The sequence below is a fragment of the Neptunicella sp. genome (genome assembly GCF_048268085.1).
Lineage (GTDB): Bacteria > Pseudomonadota > Gammaproteobacteria > Enterobacterales > Alteromonadaceae > Neptunicella.
This window is the reverse complement of sequence record NZ_JBLWWF010000005.1, coordinates 43,414-65,467: the sequence shown is the minus strand read 5'-3', so window position 1 is coordinate 65,467 and position 22,054 is coordinate 43,414. Positions and strand designations below refer to the sequence as shown.

Sequence of the window (22,054 nt, the reverse complement as noted above, 5' to 3'; positions counted from 1 at the left end):
AAGGAAGTAGCGTTATGAGTCAGAATAAATTAGCAGTGGCGCGCGCATCAGTAACACCCTCGGATTTCATTGTGTCCTTACTCAACAAGAGAGGACTAAATACGCCAACGGGCCAACCTCTTTTTGCCTATCAAGTTTCTCATGATGAATACTTGTCTCTGCGTGAGGTAACGAAGCGCTTCTATCCCAAAACATCGGTAACAGCCTCGCGGCATATTCATTGGTCGGCTTGTTTTGTGCTGTTCTGTTCTGAGTGGTACCGGAGGGAATACCAGACACAGGATGGATGGCAGTGGTCGCCTATTTGGCAAGAGCTGCAATTTGAATTAGACCAAAGTGATATCCGCCAGATAGTCCCTCTGGGGCTGGAGACATATTGGAAGAGGTCCGTGCGTCGTTTTGAAGTGTCCGGTGCCAGAACCTTCTTGGGATCAGTATTTATTGAAGGCGGCTTGCCGTTTCAACTCATACGGCAGTCCGACAACAAATTTGGTTCCTTGGTTTGGCGAGTCTTGAAAAATTATTATCAAGTCGAACTGTTGGGGATTGAGTTATCTGAACTCATTCGGCAAAACGTCGTTTACTTACCCACTGTCTTTTCAGAAACAGAAAGTGTAGAACTTATCGCCAGTTTGATCCGAAATTTAATGCGCTTAGGTAATAAAGTAGACCTCAGTAACTTGGATCAAAGGCCTTCCGAACAGTTAGATAAACTCGTGCCGAACTGGCGAGAACAATTTCCCATTCCTTTGGACAATGAAACGGGTCGTGAGCTTTTAAATAACTGGCTTGAGCAGGCAAGTACCGCAAGTCAGTCGATAAAAAACATTCAAACAAAGTTAGCTTGTGAACATTTCTTTGACATCGACACTTTAAAAATAAAATCCAAGGTCACATTTCCCAAGAGCCTGAGTTTTGGCTTGGACCGGTCACAAGTTAGCTCAACAAGATTAGAGCTTGGACTTGATGAAGGCGTTAAAAAAGCGGCACAACTTGGCAGCGTTTATGCCCAATTTGAAGAACGAGTATGTATAGTCAGACCAAGATCAAAAAGTGTTGTTGTTAATCGAGACAACCCATACACACCATTGTTTGTCGAATTGTCCGAGTCTGGTATATGCAGAGACAGGCAGGAAATTAGGGCTTCAGTAATCCCCCTAGGCGAAATACCAATCGGATTTGAACAGACTGAAAGTGGATATAGTTGCTGCGGTCAGTCAAGTTTTAGTGTCAAAACAAAAACGATTTATGTACTTGTATCCGGTAATGCTGAGTTAGAAGTGTTAAGTGGAAACTCAGAACTAGAAAAGACGTTGTATTTTCAAGATATAACACTGCAATGGTACAAAATATTTGGCGAGATCCGTGTCCACGACAATGGCAACAGATACCGCATTTGTACAAACTCCACTCATAACAGCAGTGGTGCATTCGAGTTGTTGGGGCAGGAGCTTCAATGGGGGACCAAACCAACACGAGTTTATAAAGGCTTGCCAAGAGTCGTTTTACCAGACGCAGACAATCAAAATGCGCCAAATACATTTGAGTTTCTGAATGATAAGCCTCAGCATGAACTTAAAACACATGAAAAGTACGGTATTCATGCATTCACCCTGAAAAATGCCGAGGGCGATGTTCTTTTAAAAAGAAAGATAGGTGTGTTGCCAGAAGATCTGGCTTTGAAATTTCATTCCACCCAACGGGGTGTTGAACTGCATATCACCACTGCTGCAACTATTTTCGTGGAAGTGATGGTTGAAAATGTGCAGTGTGAGTACTCAAAGCAGAACCAAACGCATATTTATTCTTTGGAAGTCAATGATAAGCCGCCATCATCAATCAAGCTGCTGTTCTACGCCAATTTTGCCAGTGATCCAATTGAAATAACCGTGCCATTTCCGGCTGCGGGTGTATTCGGCTTTGACAGTAAAGGGAGCGAACTCGGTTCGTCGCTCACTGTACCGCAGTTACTTGGTTCTGAAGTGTTACTCTATTCGGCAAAAGATTTCGTCGAAACCTTTACTTTGTCAGTATCGCTGAAACCGATTATTCGAAACTCGCCGAGATTCGAATCCAAAATCAAAGTTGGAAATCGTCCTGTGTCTGTCAGCTTATATAGCTTTAAAGACAGAATAATGGAGCTTTTTGCTTTAAGTGCGTTGGAGGATGGAATTGACGCTGAAGTTGAAATTGAAATACGAAATGGCGTCAACACCAAAAAATACAATGTTAGAAAATACATAACTGAGATCGAAATTGACACCAAACACAATATCGTTTCTTTCAACAGTAATAGTGGGGTTGATACCTATAGTGAGCAACCTCAAACGCTCAGAATTGCCGAGCCTGAAAGGCACATGCTACCTCTTCCGGCTAAGAAACTAGGTGACATTGTACTTGATCGTTATGAATTGCTGCCTGCAATGTTTAAGGGCGATGTGTGGATGGTTACACCGGGACGCGGGAACGATCTCGCCTTTAGACCAAGGTTGGTCAGTCTGGGAAATGAAGTCGATAATGTTGAAACACGAGAGATTGATACCCTCCAATCAGCAGTAAGAGCATATCACCCAGTTTCTAATCCAGATGTAATTGGTAAAGTTATATCTGAAATGGGTGAGAACATTGAGCATCGCAGTTGGAGTTACCTCAAAACGCTTTGGACCGAAACCAACTACCTTCCCCTTTCGACCTTTCAGGTTTGGCATGAGCTAGCTAAAGATCATCGAGCTTTAACGTTAGCGCTTTTTGTTTTTGAAATGAACGAAGAGTTTATTCAAAAATTGGACATAGAGTTACCCATTTTCTGGGAAATGATACAGCTCGAAAACTGGAAATTAGCAATCGAACAATACAAATCGTTTATTGGTCGCTTTTTGCCAGATATCAACATTGTGACTGCCCGTTTGAGTGAGCTTTTCTCAAACCTGACCGGTTGTGTTTCTTCTTTCCCTGAGCCGTTGGCTCACTATCTGATTCACAATCAATTCGAAAAAGTTTTGAATAAAATCCAGGCTGAATTTGCCTTTAAACAATGTTGGCTACAAGACCTTAAGCGAGTGAATTCGGAACTTGAAGCTAATGAATGGCCAACCCTCCTAAATGGCGCATTGACAAAAGCTTTATCAGACTTTGACGTAAGTGACCTATTAGAATGTGAGCTGCATCATACATCAGTTGTCTATTATCCTGCCGTATCAGCGGCTGTTGCCGCAGGCCTCATCCAGATTGAAAAGTATATTCGAATGGACACCAACGCCATCTATGAAATGAAAAAATTACGCGATTTTGACCGTGATTGGTTTAGCGCTGCATTCTGCTATTTCGTCAGTGCTTATGAAAATCAAAACAAAGGGAATTAACCATGAAATATTTCACAAGCCTTGTTGAACAATCAATCAATCGCGCTAAAGAGTCTACGTTGGGGGTCTTGGGGATCACCAACCCTAATTTGAGAAAGCATCTTCAACGGCAGATGTCTAAAGAGTGCGGCACACCTGGTTCATTTCTAGCGGATCCGGTAATGGAACATACATTCGGATGGGAGCAGGCAAAACAGTTCACCCTGGAGCAACTCACTAATAACGGTTTGCTTTGCAATCCGCTTGTGGAGTCATTGAACCGAGAGAAGGTGAAAAGTATCGAAGGTAACGTGATTGAAAACCGTTATCGATTTGCTGCTCATTTTTCACCGTACACGCATCAGTTAGCAAGCTGGCAAACGTTATTGGCGGACAAACCTCAGTCCGTGATTGTTACCAGTGGCACCGGTTCAGGTAAAACAGAATGTTTTATGGTACCGGTTTTAGAGGATCTCTATCGCGAATTTGCTCGGTCAAATGAAAAGCTAATTGGTGTACGGGCGATTTTCCTCTATCCGTTAAACGCGCTGATCAACTCTCAACGCGAAAGATTAAATGCCTGGACACAGTCATTTGGTGACAACGTTCGTTATTGTTTATACAACGGTAACACACCTGAAAAAATGAGATCCGTCCGCGATAAGCAAAAAGAGCGACCTAACGAAATATTATCGCGTGAATTAATGAGAGAGGAACCAGCTCCAATACTTGTTACTAACGGTACAATGCTTGAGTACATGTTGGTTCGAAACATCGATGCTCCCATCATCCAAACTTCCCGGAAGCAAAAATCTCTTAGGTGGATTGTGTTGGATGAAGCTCATTCATACGTGGGATCTCAGGCCGCTGAATTATCAATGCAGTTGCGCCGTGTTATTCAAGCGTTTGGAGTAGACGCCAAAGATGTTCGCTTTGTAGCAACGTCGGCAACCATTGCCGATAAAAATGCTCATCAACAGTTGAAAACCTATTTGGCTGGTCTTGCAAATGTATCTGAAGAGCAAATCGTTGTTATCGACGGCAACAGGGCAATTCCATCATTACCATCTGTTCCAAGTAAACATCATTCTCTTGAGGAATTATTGGGAATTGATAGTGCGAAGGAAGTGTCAGATGAACGCTTTCAAATGTTGTGTGAATCACCAATAGCTCGCGAAATACGGCATAAGTTTGTAACGAGTGATAGAGCGTTAAAACTTTCAGAGTTGCGCGAACATTTGGATTTATGTTTCCCCAGTGAATCTTTGTCTGAAGCCGCTATTCTGCGCTGGATTGACCTTCTAACAGGAACTAAGTCTGAAGAAAACCAAGAAGCCTTTTTGAAAGTTAGAGCACACTTTTTTCAAGCCATGTTGAATGGGTTGTGGAGCTGTATTGATCCCAAATGCAAGGCGAAGACTGGAACTTCATTGGAAGATAATTGGCCTTTTGGATTTGTTTATACACGTCAACGTAGCCGATGTGAATGTGGTGCACCAGTATGTGAGGTTGGGCTTTGCGACGATTGCAACTCGCCGCATCTTCTCGCAGTAGAAAAGCATGACGGTGCGTTAGCACAACGAGACCTATTTGTTTCGGACGAGTTTGCTTTACTGCTTGATACAGAAGAAGCAGGGAATGATGAAGATACTACTGATCAAAAGAAATATATTCGAACTGTCGAACCAGTAACAATTAGAGCAAGCTCTGACAGGGCCGGAGAATATAGTCAAACTGATATTGATAAATTCACAGCCAAGATTGGAAATGCATCGGAAGCAATTTCATTGTATTTGCTAAATGGCTATGAGAAAGAATGCGGTTGTTGTGGTTATAAAGGTGTGCAAGGACGTAAAGCGATTCGTAGAGCTATTCTCGGTTCTCCATTCTACGTAGCAAATGCCGTACCCACTATTTTAGAATATTGCCCTGATCACCAGCCTGACGCTGACAATAAATTATCACCGGCGGAGCTTCCAGGTCGTGGTCGAAAACTAATCACTTTCACAGATAGCCGTCAGGGAACAGCCAGAATGGCTGTTAGGATGCAACAGGAGGCAGAACGAAGTCGGCTTCGAGGATTATTGTTTGAGATTCTCCAGAACAAACAACTGTCTAATCCTGCTTCGACTGATGGCCTATCAGACGACGATATTGCTCAACAAAAGCAAGCTATCGCAGCCTTGAAAATGGCTGGCCAACACGAATTTGCAGCAAAGCTTGAAAACCAACTCAACGAGCTTGAATCTAAAAATATCAGTTTTAAACCTGTTTCGGTGACCTGGCCTGAAATGGTCGAATTCCTTTCAGAGAAAACGGATATCAAATTCTCTATTTTAAATTATAACAAATATGCCAATCCCGAATTGTTTGATGATAGTTTGGGCGCTAAAACCTTGGCCAAAATGCTGTTAATTAGGGAATTCGCCAGACGACCTAAGCGGCAAAATAACTTGGAGACTCAGGGCATAGTAAAACTGGATTATATTGGCTTGGAAAGCATTACAGCATTGCCAGAGCGTTGGGCCGAATATGGGTTTTCACTACAAGATTGGCAGGACTTTTTGAAAGTCAGTCTCGATTTCTTTGTAAGGGAAAATACTTATACGCTTCTTGAACCAAGGCTGTTGAAATGGGTAGGTTTCCGCTTCTTCCCCAAAAAACTACTTAATCCTCAATCGAATGAAATTGAAAGCGATAGGATCAAAAAATGGCCTCAGATCTCAAAACAACATCGTAGTCGTTTAGGTAAGATGTTGCTTATCGCTGCCAAATTGGACGCCAGCGATAATACTGCAATTGACATAGTGAACGAGTGGTTAAAGTCCGCTTGGAAAGCACTTGCTACAAGAAGAGTCCTGGATAACGAAGGAAACCAATTCTATCTAAACCCTGAAAAAATAACCTTTTCATTCTCTGAGTCTAGTTATATTTGTCCAGTTACAAATAAGTTGATTGATACGACATTTAAGGGCTTAACGCCTTACCTTCCGCACGACTTGGAAGCAGGCAACTTATTGTGTGAAAAAGTGACTATTCCTGCTTTTTGGATGTTTGATATATCTCAAGAGGACTATTCCAAAGGGTTAAGCAAGATGCGAGAGTTAGTGCATCGTGATCCGGGTATTGAAGCTCTTCGGGAAAAAAACTTATGGACGGATATCAATGACAGGACCGTTGAGAAAGGCTTCTACTATAGAACCGCAGAACATTCAGCTCAGCAATCAGCGGATCGATTACAAGCATATGAACGTGATTTCAAACAAGGAAACATTAACGTACTAAACTGCTCAACTACAATGGAAATGGGCGTTGATATCGGTGGTATTTCCGCAGTTGTGATGAACAACGTTCCCCCCCATCCTGCAAATTATCTCCAAAGAGCGGGTCGTGCTGGGCGAAGTAAAGAGTCTAGAGCTGTCACCTACACATTGTGCAAAAGTAACCCCCATGACAGGCAAGCGTTCAGCGAGCCACTATGGCCATTTATTACAACTATACCCGCACCGCATATTTCTCTTAATTCAGAAAGATTGGTGTACAGGCATGTCAACTCGTTATTGCTTGCTGAGTTTCTTCAGCACGTTGTAGGGAACACAAAAAAAGAGAAAACGGCGTTAAATCTTCAATGGTTTTTCGAGCCTGATGAAAGCCGGCAGTCAGTTTGCGAGCGGTTCATAGCATGGCTGGATAGTAGTTTTAATGATGTTGAAGCAAAGATCCGAAAACTGGTGCAGGGCACTGCACTTGAGAGTCATGAACCCTCCAGGTTAATCAATAACACTAAAGAGCAGATTAAAGCACTGGAACGTAAGTGGATTGCTCAATTCAATGATTTAACAAACAAACTGAAAAGTGCAGTAAAGGATTCTCCTTTTGAATACCGTATTGAAATGGAACTTGCACGCCATCGCTCAGAATATTTGTTAAAAGAGTTGGCAGCAAAGGCCTTTCTGCCTGGATATGGGTTCCCAACGGACGTTGTCACTTTAGACAACACCAATATTGTTGATTACAGACGTGCCAAGCAAGGAAAAAATAAACCCAAAGAAAACAGAGAGGACAACATTTCTCAATTGAGAGAGATGCCAAGCCGAAATTTGGCTATTGCAATTCGTGAATACGCCCCTGGATCGCAACTTGTGATAGATGGGAGAGTATTTAAATCAGCGGGTATCTCTTTGAACTGGCAAAAGTTTGGAGAACGCGGTGGCGAAAAGTTTGATCTGGCCTGGAAGTGTGGAAGATGCGGACAGACTGGTTTGGAAGACAAAGTTGTTGATGAAACCGAAATAGAATGTGATTCGTGCGGACATCTTGTGGCGCTTTCTCCAAACTCAGAGATCAAGAAAACTCTACAACCTACAGGCTTTGTTACAGATTTTTTTGAAGAACCGAACAATGATATTAGTTCTCAAAAATATGTGCCTGTTCAACCTGCTTGGTTATCGGTTTGCGGAAAATATCAGTCGCTGCCTAACCCTTTAGTTGGTCGTATGCGAGTAGGTTCAAATGCACAACTTTTTCAACACTCGTCCGGTGAACATGGTACCGGCTATGCCGTTTGTTTGAGTTGTGGTAAAGCAGAGTCGATGGCGGTTGATGGTGAGTACCCCAGGGAGTTGCAACCAAATGAAAAGCACCGTCCCATTCTGTCCACACCAAAGTCAAAAGATGATAATAAGTTTGAGGAAAGATGTGATGGGAATCTTCAAAAAGAAATTCATCTTGGTTGCTCCAGCTACACCGATGCATTTGAGTTGGCATTAAAACATCCGGTTACAGGTGAATTAATTGCCAATACTGATGAGGGCAAAACCATTGCGTTGACACTGGCCGTGGCGCTAAGAAACGCGCTTGCTGAAATGCGGGGTATATCTACCTCCGAAATTGGGTATCTCGTGAAAGCCAATGTTGATGAACTGTCAAATCTGCCGGGAATGATAATCCAGCTTTATGACACACTTTCAGGTGGAGCTGGTTTCGCCTCAAGTGCAGCAGAAGATATCAATGTATTATTACGTAAAATGCATGAAGGGTTAAGATGCCAGGACAACTGTGAAGAGGCTTGCTCTTCATGTTTGTTAGACTCCAATACTCGCCATGATGTGAATAGTTTAAACAGAAATGCTGCACTCGAATGGTTGGGTGATGAGTTTAATCTTTTCCTCAATCTTCCTTCTGAGTACCAATATTTGCCCGATGCGGAATATTGTTATCATTCTATCAAAGAGGAAATTTCTCGTAGGGTAAGCAAAGGTGCCAATAGAGTTTTCATTTGGCTATCACCAAATTCAAATGAATGGGATCTAAATGCAAGACAAGTCCATAGGTATGTTGAACAGCTTGTTGAGTATTACAACGTCTCATTATCTATGGTGTTGCCCGCGACAAAACTGTCGAAATCCGTTCAGCAGATATTAAAACGCTATCAAGAATTAGGCGTTGAACTTGTTACAACATCAGCCATTGCAGAAAACGGCGGCTACTTAGCCGTAGCTGTCGGAAACGACAGGCAAATGTTTGGCATAGCCGTACAAAATGAATCGCCACTGATACCGGGGAGTGATTGGCTAGAGAGCAATTCGGATTGTATGGTTGTATCCGCGTTACTTGCTAATATCCCAATTTGGACCGGTGTGGATACTTCAGATTGGAATCAGTTCAAAGCTGGGGGGCGAATAGAGATTAAGACGGAATTAAATGGTCGTGTTAATCAATTTGGAAAGAAATTATGGAGTTTTATCGAGGCGAAATACCCTGCGATCAATAAAAAAATCGCTGATGTCGGAATAGAGTCTATTGATTATACGGACAGATACATCCAGTCACCTTGGAGCATCATTTTGTTGGGTGAAGTGATGCGTGGCCTCGGCAGCCTGGAGAATGCATCTTTTTCAATTAGTACGCTATTTAATCCAAAAGACCGAACTGGACGGCGACTGCATGACGATTGGGATTGCCAGGATGAATTCAAACAGGTTGTAGATATATGGTTTGCAAAAGGTATTTCTCTTCCAGTTAAACTAACGATACATCAAGATCGAGGCAATGTGCCTCATCGACGAGAGTTGGTTTTGACATTCAGGGATGGGAATCAATTTTCAATCGCCTTTGATCAAGGAGTCGGTTATTGGTCACATGATGTCAGTAGAGAACTTTTTCGATTTGAGTTCACAGAGGTCAGCAGACAGCTTGAGCAGATGATTGAAGTTTGGTCTTCCGGTCAAGCGAGGAATAGCGCAGATTGGCCATCGGTACTTTATATTAACAAACTTTGAATTCGTAATATAAATTACGTACGCCAAAAAAAGACACAGACTTGTGTGCTCAAATTTATTATATACATTTGGTCACAATCTGGTCACAGACTGACATTTTGTTAGTGATTACTACTGCTAAATGCCATATATAGATGGCGCACCCGAGAGGATTCGAACCTCTGACCTCTGCCTCCGGAGGGCAGCGCTCTATCCAGCTGAGCTACGGGTGCTAATATTACACGAGGGTGACCCCTGAGCGGCGCATATGATACGCAGACGAACATCGTGCTTCAACTTATTTATCTGGATGCGATTAAATTAATGATTAAACTCAAATTTGTCCGGCGATCCAGAATGAAACTCTTGTAGGCCATTAATTAGTCGTTATAATCAGGTCTCTTTAGTCTGGTTATGCAGATAATTGACTTAGCTAAGTCTGTTATTGGGGAATCGTTGTGAAATTGAATTTAAAAACATTATTTATTGTATTGGCAAGTTTGGTTGTGTTTTCCACACAGGCAACCGATATGACCAAAGAAGAAATTAAAGCAAGAATTAAACCTGTCGGACAAGTGACTGTGGCAGGCGCGGTTGATGAAAGTGCGGCAAATTCTGGCCCTCGTTCAGGTGAAGATATTTTTAAAACCACTTGTAGTGCTTGTCACGGAACAGGGGTGATGGGCGCTCCTAAAAAAGGTAATGCTGACGATTGGAAGTCACGTATTGCTCAGGGTGAAGACGTGTTAATTAAACATGCCATGGGGGGCTTTAATGCAATGCCACCTAAAGGTACCTGTGGTGATTGTTCAGAAGATGATATTAAAGCTACGATTGAATACATGATAAAAGGGCTCTAAATTTTATTCAGTAAATATGTGGAAATAGAATGTGACGGTCAAATTTGGGTTATTTCTATTTCTTCATTGTATTCTCTTCGGTCGTCAAATAGTGTAATTTTACAGCGAATCGTAAGGCGCTGAGGATCCATGACGAAAGGAAGTCAAACCAAAGAGTTATCGGTTGCGGAATTGCGGGAACTTGTTCCCCAGTTACAACAGTTGACGGATAAATATAAGCGCGCAGAACTTATTCAAAAAGCGCTGTTTGATATTTCTGAATTAGCCAGTTCAGTTAATGAGCTGTCACATCTATACCCCGCCGTACACAAAATAATTGCTGGCTTTATGACGGCCAGAAACTTCTTTGTAGCGTTACACGATGCGGCAACAGAAACCGTTGATTTTGTCTATTTTGTCGATGAGTTTGACGAACTTACTCTACCGACTATTCCCGCTTCTGGACTCAATAAAACCTGGACAGCGTATATTTTACGTTCAGGCAATCACTTATTTTTTACCAAAGAAAATGCAGAAGAAAAACTAAAAGGCATTGATGTTGATAACTTGGGGGCCGATCCGGTTGACTGGATTGGTATTCCATTGAAACGTGACGATCATGTTATCGGTGCATTGGTGGTACAAAGCTACGATGAATCTGAGCGTTATACCGATCAGGATTTAGAAATTTTATTGTTTGTCTCTCAGCATATTGTTAATGCGCTCGATCGGGTAAAAAGTAGAGAATTAACCGAACAAACCATTATTGAACGGACCCAGCAACTTCAAGCGATTAACAAAGATCTTGAAGAGGAAATTTCTGAACGGCAAAAAGTAGAAGCGTTACAGCAGGCCTTGTTTGAAATATCTGAACTATCAGCTTCAGTTGATGGTGAAATGACCAGCTTTTATGTCAATTTGCATGGGGTGTTATCTCGATTAATCAGTGCGCCTAACTGTTATATCGCTGCAGTCGATAAAGACCAGAATTATCTGCATTTCCCCTATTTTAGCGACGAATTTGAATCTCATATTGAGCCGCGGCCGATAGGGCGTGGTCTAACGGAATATGTGTTGCGTACCGGTCAGGCTGAATTGCTGGATAAAGCTAGAGTGAAAGCGTTAGCCGACAAAGGCGAGCTGGATAAACGTATTCCCGAAAATATGAAAAAGTCCCATATTTCCTGGCTGGGGTCACCATTGGTTGTAGAAGGTGAAATCTACGGGGTGATTGCGGTACAAACCTATGATGACGACTCGCCTTATACCGTTAAAGATTTAGAATTATTGAAGTTTGTGTCACATCATATTGCGGTGGCCATGGAACGTAAACGCGCTGCTGACAGTATTCAAAAATATAATCAGCAATTGTCTGAAAAAGTTAAAGAGCGCACGACGGAGTTAAATTTAGCCAATGAGACGCTGAAAAAGCAGATCGAAGAACGTAAAAAAATAGAGCTAAAACTCATTCATGATGCCCATCATGATGCGTTAACCGGTTTACCCAATCGAGTCATGTTTACCAATCGGTTAGAGTTGGCGGTGGCGAATAAACAGCGCCATAAAGAACAAAATTTTGCAGTGCTATTTATTGATTTGGATCGGTTTAAACAAATTAATGACACCATTGGCCATTATGCCGGTGATATGTTTTTGATTGAGGTGTCCAAACGGATCAGCAAATGCATTCGTGGTCATGATTTATTGGCCAGATTGGGTGGCGACGAATTCGTTATTTTACTCGATACCTTTGAATCAGTTGAAGACGCTGAGGACGTGGCGACTCGTATTATTAATTCATTGGCTAAAGTGTTTGTGCTGGAAGATAAAGAAATGTATTCCGGTGCCAGTATTGGTATTGCATTGCTGGAAAGCTGGTATCAGTCCGCTGATGAAGTGATTCGTGATGCCGACGCCGCGATGTACCAGTCCAAATCAATGGGACGTGGTCGTTATGCTCTATTTAATAAGAGTATGCGCGATAAGTTGCTGGAAGAACTGGAACTCGAAAATGAATTTCGCCGTACCTTACGCGAGTCGGCTTTTGAGTGTTTTTTCCAACCAGCGGTGGATTTGGAAAGCAAAGAGTTTTTGTATTTTGAAGCCTATATTCGCTGGGAGCATCCACGCCTGGGTAAAATCCAGCGTGAGCAATTTTGTCAGGTTGCTGAAGAAAGTGGTTTAACGTTAGAGCTGGATAATTTTCTGGTTGAGCAGGCCTGTACGTTGCTGCGTCAATGGCAATATTCTGATGGACCTGAAAAACGTTATCGCATTGCGATTAATGTATCGGTTAACCAGTTGCTTCAGCCAAAATTAATTAATAGTTTGCTGGATAAAATCCGTGCCACCGGGATAAATCCTTATCATCTAATCTTTGAATTTGACGAGAATGCGTTGAACCGTCGTTCCCAACACATTCTTCCGGCATTGACTAAATTGAAAAAGGCTGGGATTCAACTGGTGCTGGATAATTTTGGCAGTGGTTTAGCATCGTTGAGCTATTTGTATTCCTATCCTCTGGATTACGTCAAAATTGACCATCGTTATGTTCGTTCTATTCCGCGTTCCCAAAAGAACCTCAAGATGATCCAATCGGTACTGAATATTGGTGAACATCTGGATTTTAAAGTGATTGCTGAAGGGATTGAAACCGCACAACAACTGCGCGAATTGATTGGTATTGGCTGCCTGTATGGACAAGGCGCTTTTGTAAAACCAGCTCAAAAGCTAGTCGTTAAAAAAGATACAAGCAAGACTTAACTTTTATGCGCTCACTGGCCGCTGAGTGATTCTAATCTATTCGTTTTTGCCCAACATATCACGCAAATTAGCAATACCCATTTCACTTTTACGCTGTCTTTCTTGCGGATCGGCTTTAATCTTTTTGTCTTGCCATACAACATCATCATGGGGTAACTCATCCAAGAAGCGACTGTGTTCGGGACGGATTACTTCACCATATTGCCTGCGCTCGCGGGCAAGCGTGAAAAATAGTTCTTTCTGGGCGCGGGTGATCCCCACATAGGCTAATCGCCTTTCTTCATCGATATTATCTTCATCAATACTGGATTGGTGCGGTAGCAGGCCTTCTTCCATCCCCACCATAAATACATAGGGGAATTCCAGTCCTTTCGAAGCGTGAAAGGTCATCAATTGCACCTGGTCGGCTTCATCTTCGTCTTCACCCCGCTCCATCATATCGCGCAGGATAAGACGATTAACGACTTCCTGTAAGGTCATCGGGGGATCGAGTTCGTTACCTTCGAGCATATCGCTGATCCAGCCAAACAGGGTGCTGATATTGGCCATGCCCATTTCTGCTGCTTTGGGACTTGTGCTGGATTCATACAGATATTCTTCATAGTGCATAGACTTGATCATGTCGCGGATGACGGCAATACCATCACCTCTGACTACATTGTCAGATAGCTCTACCAACCAACGGCTAAATTGTTCGATAGCCACTAAGGGCTTGCCACTGAGCACATTTTGTAATTGAGGGTGACAGGCGGCTTCAAATAAGCTGACTTTTAATTGATTGGAGAAATTACCCAGCTTTTCCATGCTGGTGCGGCCAATTCCTCGCGCAGGGGTATTGATTACGCGTAACAACGCATTATCGTCATCCTGATTCACCAATAAGCGCAAATAGGCCATCATGTCTTTAATTTCTGCCCGACCAAAGAATGACATGCCGCCACTGAGCTTGTAAGGGATTTTGTTAGTAGTCAGGACTTTTTCGAATACTCGTGATTGATGATTGCCCCGATACAGAATGGCATAATCTTTATGCGAGGTGCGGTTCATAAATTTATGCGCCATTAATTCAGCCACAACCCGTTGTGCTTCATCCTCTTCATTTTTGGTGGGGATAACTTTTAAGGTTTCCCCCTGACCTAAGGTAGAAAAGAGTTTTTTATCGAACACATGAGGATTGTTTTGGATCAGAATATTGGCACAATGCAAAATTCGTTCAGATGAACGGTAATTTTGTTCCAGTTTTATCACCTTTAAACTGGGAAAATCTTTTTGTAGCAATACCAGATTTTGTGGCCGTGCTCCGCGCCAGGAATAGATGGACTGATCATCGTCACCAACGACGGTGAAATGCTGGCGCTCGCCGACTAATAAACGAACTAACTCATATTGACTGGTATTGGTATCCTGATACTCATCCACAAGCAGGTACTTAATCCGCATATTCCATTTTTGCCGCACCGACTCATTGGTTTTTAGCAACAAAGTGGGTAGCAGAATAAGATCATCGAAATCCAGTGCATTATAGGCTCGCAGATGATTCTGGTATTGCTGGTAAAATTGGGCAAACTCAACTTCACTGGGTGATAACTGCATCCGGCTAAGCTGTTCTGGTGTTTTAAGGTCATTTTTCCAGTTAGAAATACAGCTTTGCAACAAGGACAGTTGCTCCTTATCGCCATCCAACAGATCCATGGTCAGATCTTTTAATAATTTCAGGCTGTCTTTATCATCAAACAACGAAAAGCCGGGTTTGATCCCCAGTTGCTTGACCTCAGATTTGATGATTTTGAGTCCAAGGGTGTGAAAGGTCGAAACTTTTAAACCACGTGCTTCTTTTTTGCCTAAGGTTTGTCCCACCCGTTCCTTCATTTCCCGGGCTGCTTTATTGGTAAAGGTCACCGCGGCAATATAACGGGCGGGCATATTGCATTCACGCACCAGATAGGCAATTTTATTAGTAATGACTCGGGTTTTACCGCTACCGGCACCGGCCAGCACCAGGCAGGGACCGGATATATACGTAACTGCCTCATTTTGTGCCGGATTAAGCTTCATCTGCATACCTTGAATAACGGGGCGGGGATTGTAAAAAATTATTGTGGTTTATACCAGACAAGAAGCCGCTTGCCGGAGTTTAAAATCGATTGTTCGCTTTAGCTGATAATCCGGTACAATAATCTTTAAAACTCCCTAGGAATTCGATTTATGATCAATCCACAAAAACTGGAAGAAATAGCTAAACAAATTACCGATGCCGTACCGCCGGGTATTAAAAATATGGCCGAAGGCGCAGAATCAAAAGTGAAGCAGGTATTACAACATCAGTTAAGCCGTTTGGATTTTGTTAGCCGTGAGGAATTTGATGTGCAAAGTCAGGTACTTATCCGTACCCGCGAAAAGCTGGTTGAATTAGAAGCCCGTCTGGCTGAACTGGAAAAACAAGACTAAGCTCTAACTTCAATTGTGCAACTTGTATCTTCGGATCGATAGCATTATCTGAGTTGCTACATCAGCGTCAGGAGTGTGTGGATGGCGGATAAGTATGATCCTAATGAAGTCGCTGCGATTCTCTCGTACGGGTATAGACGAAACCGATTACTTCAGGCCCTTTTCGCTTCCCGGGCCATCATACTGATTGTTATTCTGCATCGCATTTATTTTGGTGCATGGACCGAAGTTCCTGTTCTAGTCGTGCTCTTTGCGCTGATTTATGCCATTTCTCGCAAAGCAAAACACAGCAATATTGATACCGTTGCGGCGGCCTTTATGTGGTCGGTCACTGTCGCTCTAACCTACTTAATCTGGTGCAATCAGGGGTTACGTGATGAGGCGTTAATTGCGTTTCCCGGTATTTTAATTTTTGCAGTTATTTTAGGTTCACAACGCCTATTTAAAGCGTTATTGGCTTTTATTGTGGCTAATATTTTACTCATTGGTTATGTCAATACGGCCGGAATATATTTGCATCAGGCGTTACCGTCGGATCTCGGTGCGGCAATTTTGATCTGTATTTTGCTGCTACTGACAACCTATTGTGTCTGGCTGTTATCCAATGACTTGCGTCTGGCCGTTAAACGCATTTCGGAAGAAAACAAACGGGTGGTTGAATCTGAACAGCAAATTCATACTCTGTTGCATCATGATGTTTTGACCAATTTACCCAATAGAAGTCTGGCCAAAGAACGATTTAAACAAGCTCTTTCACGTTCTATCCGTCATCATAAACTCGCCAGTTTGTTGTTTATTGATTTAGACAATTTCAAGCATGTCAATGATTCGCTCGGCCATCAGGTAGGTGATGCGCTATTAGTAGGCATATCTCAGCGTTTAGTCGGGTTGTTGCGTGATAGCGATACCATCTGCCGACTCGGGGGGGGATGAATTTCTGGTGATCATTGAGGATCTTGATAATCAGCGGCAAATCGAAAAACTGGCTGACAAAATCCTTAGTAATATTATCCTGCCGGTCAAAGTGCAGGGCAATGATCTGAGTGTCACTTGCTCAATAGGGATCGCTGTTTTCCCGGACCAGGGTGACGATTTTGATTCCCTGTGTGGTAAAGCGGATTTGGCCATGTATGCGGCAAAATTTAAAGGTAAGAACAACTATTTGTTCTATAACGACAAAATGGGAGAGGATGCCCAGTCAGATATTAGCCTTATCGCTGATCTGCGCGTGGCAGTGAGCAACAATGAACTTTGGTTAGCCTATCAACCCAAAATTGATTTGGCTAATGGCAAAGTTATTGGTGCTGAAGCATTGCTCCGCTGGAATCATCCGCGCTACGGCCTGCTGATGCCGAATCATTTTATTCATCTGGCGGAGATGTCTGGTTGTATTATCGATATAGGCAAGTGGGTAATTCAACAGGCTTGCAAACAATGCAGGCATTGGCACCAGTCCGGTTTTAGTGGGTTGACCGTGGCGGTGAATGTTTCACCGTTGCAGTTTAAACGAGGTGATTTAACCGAAGTGGTATTACAGGCATTACAGCAATATGAACTTGATGGCAGCTGTCTGGAAATGGAATTGACCGAATCGCTATTTCTGGAACATAGCGCTACTATGCTTGATTGCCTTAGCCGGTTAAGCCAGACGGGGGTGCACTTTTCGATTGATGATTTTGGGACGGGTTATTCCAATCTTGGTTATCTCAAAAATCTGCAAATTGGAACGTTGAAAATCGATATGTCGTTTGTACAACTGATGCTAACCAGCCATCAGGAAAAAACTATCGTTACGACCATCATACAAATGGCCTCCAATCTGGGGCTGAAAACTATTGCTGAAGGTGTCGATTCCACAGCACAGTCCTCGTCTTTACACCAGTTAGGTTGCGATTTTGCCCAGGGATATTTGTGGTCAAAACCGCTACCTGATGATGAATTTATCCAATACTTGCAGACTCAGGCAAATTAACTTATCCCGTTAATATCTGATAAGAAAAATTTGTAAGCCGGATTATCGGTTTGCTCATTAAAATGATAGCCCAACTGGGTCAGATGCTGATCGAAATCTGCTTGCGAATCGGCTGGGATATCAAACCCTACCAGCACCAGTCCGTCCGCCGCACCATGATTGCGATAATGGAATAAGGTAATATTCCAGCGCTCTCCCAGCGTATCGAGAAACTTCATTAACGCCCCGGGATGTTCAGGAAACTGAAATGAATAAATATGTTCATTATTCAATCCAACTGGACGGCCTCCGACCATATAGCGTACATGTAGTTTGGCCATTTCATTGTCAGATAGATCAAACAGTTTGTAATCGTGCTGTTCAAGATTGTCGCAAATATCAGCAAATTCTTGCCGGCCTTGACGCAATTTCAAACCGACAAAGACATGGGCCTCTTCAGGCCGAGCGTAACGATAATTAAACTCGGTAATCGCCCGTCCGCCCAGTAGTTTACAAAATTGGCGGAATGCTCCTTTTCGCTCAGGTAATCGGGTAGCAAATACGGCTTCCTTTTGCTCACCCAATTCACAACGTTCCGATACATAACGCAGGGTATGGAAATTGATATTAGCACCACACAAAATGCCGCCAATATTCCTGTTTTGCATCTCTGTATGCTGTTTGAGATATTTACGAATGGCTGCGACAGACAACGCACCAGCAGGCTCGGCAATCACTCGCGTATCATCAAAAATATCTTTAATGGCGGCACAAATTTCATCGCTATTGACGGTTACCACTTCATCAACAAATTGCTGACATAGGCGAAAGGGTTCGGTACCAATAATTTTCACGGCGACACCGTCGGCAAAAATACCCACCGAAGGCAGCTCTACTGGATGGCCTGCTTCAAATGCGGCTTTAAGGCAGGCCGACTCGTCAGACTCTACCGCGATAATTTTTAAATCCGGCTTTAATTGTTTCAGAAATACCGAAATGCCGGCGATTAAACCGCCGCCACCGACGGCAATAAACAAGACTTCCAGATCCGGATTTTGTTCGAGCATTTCGCGGGCAATAGTGCCTTGTCCGGCAATCACGTCGGGATTATCAAACGGCGGGATCATGGTGTAGCCAAATTCGTTAGCAAGCTGCTTGGCATGCTGACTGGCACTATCAAAATTGGTGCCGTGCAGCACTACATTGACGTGCTCACCACCAAAGTTGCGGACGGCTTCAATTTTGATTTCCGGGGTAGTTTCCGGCATCACGATAGTGGCCTGAATGCCCTTTTTCTTGGCAGAATAAGCCACGCCCTGGGCATGATTCCCTGCTGATGCCGCAATCACCCCGGCATCGAGTTGCTGTTGTGATAACTGGCATAGACGATTGTAGGCACCACGTAGCTTAAATGATTTAACGGGCTGCTGATCTTCGCGTTTCAGGAAAATCTGATTGTTTAACTCAGCTGAAAGCTTGTCCAGTTTGACCAGATCAGTTTTGACTGCTGCCTCATAAACCGGTGAAAGTAATATTTTATGTAAGTACTCACTGTTGCTTACGTTCAATTTAAATCTCCGGCCTAGTCTTCAAATAAGGTTTTATCACGTACCGCACCCAAGTCGGCGCTGGTGGCCATCATGGCGTAAGCTTTTAATGCAATAGAGACTTCTCTGACCCGGTCTTTGGGCTTCCAAGGCTTATCACTGTTGTTCATTTTTTCGCGGCGGCTGGCCAACTCCTGATCGGAAATCTGTAGTTGAATACTGCGGTTTGGAATGTCGATGGCAATTAAATCGCCTTCTTCGACTAACGCAATAGCTCCGCCACTGGCGGCTTCGGGTGAACAATGCCCTATGGATAAACCGGATGTACCGCCGGAGAATCTTCCGTCGGTGAGCAACGCACAGGATTTGCCTAAGCCCTTGGATTTAAGGTAGGACGTGGGGTACAACATCTCTTGCATTCCCGGTCCACCTTTAGGACCTTCGTAACGAATGACTACCACGTCACCAGCGACAATTTTATCATTTAAAATCGCCGCTACCGCTTCATCCTGACTCTCGAAGATACGTGCCGGTCCGGTAAATTTAAGAATCGAATCATCTACGCCAGCGGTTTTAACAATACAACCATTCTCAGCTAAATTTCCCGATAGGACGGCTAACCCCCCTTCGCTACTAAACGCATGCTCTAGATTACGAATACAGCCTTTTTCACGATCCGTATCGGCGGTGGGGTAACGGCAATTTTGGCTAAACGCTTTGGTGGTGCGGATACCCGCAGGCCCGGCTTTATAAAACGTCAGCGCAGAATGGTTATCCGGATTGATAATATCCCAGTCGGCAATGACCTCACCGATGGTCTTACCCAAAATATGCGGGTTATCCGGATTAAATAAATTGGCTCGATTCAATTCGGCTAGAATACCTAGCACTCCGCCTGCGCGGTGCACATCTTCCATATGATATTCCGGGGTGGAAGGGGCGACTTTGCACAACTGGGGAACCTTGCGGGACAGCTGATCAATATCTTCCAGTACAAAATCCACCTCACCTTCTTGTGCGGCTGCCAATAAATGCAAAATAGTATTGGTTGAGCCGCCCATGGCGATATCCAGACTCATGGCATTCTCAAAAGCGGTACGATTAGCGATATTGCGGGGTAACGCGGTTTCGTCATTTTGTTGGTAGTAACGCTGACATAATTCAACCACTAAGCTACCCGCGCGTTTAAACAGATTTTCACGATCAGCATGGGTGGCCAACATTGAACCATTACCGGGTAAAGACAGCCCTAAGGCTTCGGTTAAACAGTTCATTGAATTGGCGGTAAACATACCAGAGCAGGAGCCGCAAGTGGGACAGGCGGAACGTTCGATTTTATCGCTATCGCTATCTGATACTTTGTCATCCGCAGCCGCGACCATGGCATCAACCAAATCCAGTTTAATAATTTGATCGGACAACTTGGTTTTGCCCGCTTCCATTGGACCACCAGAGACAAACACCACTGGAATATTTAAACGTAAGGCTGCCATTAACATGCCCGGAGTGATTTTATCGCAGTTAGAAATACACACTAAGGCATCAGCACAATGCGCATTAACCATATATTCCACTGCATCGGCAATTAATTCCCGTGAGGGTAAGCTGTACAGCATGCCACTGTGTCCCATGGCGATACCGTCATCGACCGCAATGGTGTTGAATTCTTTGGCGACACCGCCCGCTTCTTCAACACTGCGCGCGACTAATTGTCCCATATCTTTCAAATGCACATGACCGGGAACAAATTGGGTAAATGAGTTCGCAATAGCAATAATAGGCTTACCAAAATCTCCATCCGTCATACCGGTGGCACGCCATAAGGCTCGTGCTCCAGCCATATTTCGACCTTGAGTGGATGTTGCTGAACGTAATTTTGGCATTGTCTTTATCCTGTTAGTCACTTCTTGAATGAAAATATAATCTTTGCAGTCAGTTGCGTTGAGTCAATCTGTATTGGCGTAATAATACCGCCTATTTCACCGTTTCGTTAGGGCGTGTTGATCTTTCATATACACAAAATAAAAACCCCCGAGGAATGCTCGAGGGTTTAGTGTCAGTTCACTTTATTCCGCTCAACCAAACCCTCACGTTGGGTGAATAATCACCATCACGTCTACACAAATTGAAAATGGTGTAATAGTCATAAAAGCTCCTGCAAGTGATGTCTATAGAGTTATCATGCGAAGCCTAATCAGATCAAGCAAACACTGCATAAAATTGTTATAAAGTCGCATAAGTGACGAAAAAGTGGTTATCAAAATGAATGAATGGTTACATTGGGTGGACATATTAGGCGTGGCGGTGTTTGCCATTTCCGGTACCTTAATGGCGCATAAGAAGCATATGGATGGTTTTGGCGTGGTAGTGCTGGCATCTGTTACCGCTATTGGTGGAGGCACCACTCGGGATCTAATTCTGGATGTGCCGGTGTTTTGGGTACAGGATAACAGTTATCTGTATTCGATTTTTATCGCTGCGTTCTTGACCATTATCTGGGTAAGGAACAATGATAAGTTTCCATTACGTTTTTTATTACTGGCTGATGCGATTGGATTAGCCTTTTTTAATGTGATGGGGGTGCAAAAAGCCTTGAGTCTTGGCGTAACGCCATTAGTGGCGGTAGTCATGGGAACCATGACGGGCGTATTTGGTGGTTTAATTCGTGATGTTATGTGCCGTGAAATTCCATTAGTGCTCAAAGGTGAGCTGTATGCTACTACCTGTGTAGTGGGAGGATCGCTGTTCTGCTTTGCTTTTTATCTTGGGTTATCACGTGAATATTGTATGTTTATTGGCGGTATGACGACCTTGATAATGCGATTAATGGCGATGCGTTGGCAATGGAGTTTGCCGGTATTTAATCAACCGGAATGAGTTTCCCATGCGGTTGTACAAGGAATGA

General features: G+C 43.4%; 11 protein-coding genes and 1 tRNA gene. 8 read left to right on the top strand and 4 right to left on the bottom strand.

Translation table 11 applies throughout. The features are described 5' to 3' along the window. Positions 1–14 precede the first annotated feature (14 nt). Both ACTD55_RS05325 and ACTD55_RS05320 read left to right on the top strand, forming a co-directional pair. Entirely contained in the window at positions 15–3,362 is a 3,348-nt protein-coding gene (locus ACTD55_RS05325; RefSeq protein ID WP_438863278.1) for an STY4851/ECs_5259 family protein, read from the top strand. A gap of 2 nt (positions 3,363–3,364) precedes the next feature. Further along, positions 3,365–9,622 (top strand): DEAD/DEAH box helicase, encoded by a 6,258-nt coding sequence (locus ACTD55_RS05320; RefSeq protein ID WP_438863277.1) that lies wholly within the window; start codon positions 3,365–3,367, stop codon positions 9,620–9,622. Positions 9,623–9,757: 135 nt separating this feature from the next. Here ACTD55_RS05320 and ACTD55_RS05315 read toward each other — a convergent pair. Further along, positions 9,758–9,834 (bottom strand) — tRNA-Arg (locus ACTD55_RS05315). 225 nt (positions 9,835–10,059) lie between these two features. On the opposite strand from ACTD55_RS05315, the gene ACTD55_RS05310 reads away from it, so the two are divergent. Both ACTD55_RS05310 and ACTD55_RS05305 read left to right on the top strand, forming a co-directional pair. After that, the gene (locus ACTD55_RS05310) at positions 10,060–10,461 is read left to right on the top strand and encodes a c-type cytochrome (RefSeq protein WP_438863276.1); all 402 of its coding nucleotides are present in this window, start codon (positions 10,060–10,062) and stop codon (positions 10,459–10,461) included. A 129-nt stretch (positions 10,462–10,590) separates the two neighbouring features. Beyond that, positions 10,591–13,203, top strand: coding sequence for a bifunctional diguanylate cyclase/phosphodiesterase (locus tag ACTD55_RS05305; RefSeq protein ID WP_438863275.1), 2,613 nt, complete (start codon positions 10,591–10,593; stop codon positions 13,201–13,203). A gap of 36 nt (positions 13,204–13,239) precedes the next feature. On the opposite strand, the gene rep is transcribed toward ACTD55_RS05305, so the two are convergent. Beyond that, positions 13,240–15,258 (bottom strand): DNA helicase Rep, encoded by a 2,019-nt coding sequence (gene rep / locus ACTD55_RS05300; protein ID WP_438863274.1) that lies wholly within the window; start codon positions 15,256–15,258, stop codon positions 13,240–13,242. A gap of 150 nt (positions 15,259–15,408) precedes the next feature. Here rep and ubiK point away from each other — a divergent pair, with 150 nt between their 5' ends. From ubiK to ACTD55_RS05285, 3 genes are all read left to right on the top strand, one after another. After that, entirely contained in the window at positions 15,409–15,651 is a 243-nt protein-coding gene (gene ubiK / locus ACTD55_RS05295; protein WP_416306634.1) for a ubiquinone biosynthesis accessory factor UbiK, read from the top strand. An 81-nt stretch (positions 15,652–15,732) separates the two neighbouring features. After that, complete coding sequence (locus ACTD55_RS05290) at positions 15,733–16,584, top strand: diguanylate cyclase domain-containing protein (RefSeq protein ID WP_438863273.1); 852 nt, start codon at positions 15,733–15,735, stop codon at positions 16,582–16,584. Then, the gene (locus ACTD55_RS05285) at positions 16,547–17,623 is read left to right on the top strand and encodes a putative bifunctional diguanylate cyclase/phosphodiesterase (protein ID WP_438863272.1); all 1,077 of its coding nucleotides are present in this window, start codon (positions 16,547–16,549) and stop codon (positions 17,621–17,623) included. The genes ACTD55_RS05290 and ACTD55_RS05285 overlap by 38 nt, the downstream gene beginning before the upstream one ends. Here the strand turns inward: ACTD55_RS05285 and ilvA are convergent. Further along, positions 17,620–19,170, bottom strand: a complete 1,551-nt coding sequence (gene ilvA / locus ACTD55_RS05280) for a threonine ammonia-lyase, biosynthetic (protein WP_438863271.1) — start codon at positions 19,168–19,170, stop codon at positions 17,620–17,622. The genes ACTD55_RS05285 and ilvA overlap by 4 nt on opposite strands. A gap of 14 nt (positions 19,171–19,184) precedes the next feature. After that, entirely contained in the window at positions 19,185–21,032 is a 1,848-nt protein-coding gene (gene ilvD / locus ACTD55_RS05275; protein WP_438863270.1) for a dihydroxy-acid dehydratase, read from the bottom strand. Between the two features lie 379 nt (positions 21,033–21,411). On the opposite strand from ilvD, the gene ACTD55_RS05270 reads away from it, so the two are divergent. Further along, positions 21,412–22,026 carry a trimeric intracellular cation channel family protein gene (locus ACTD55_RS05270; protein ID WP_438863269.1) on the top strand — a complete coding sequence of 205 codons (615 nt, stop codon included), beginning with the start codon at positions 21,412–21,414 and terminating at the stop codon, positions 22,024–22,026. Positions 22,027–22,054 lie beyond the last annotated feature (28 nt).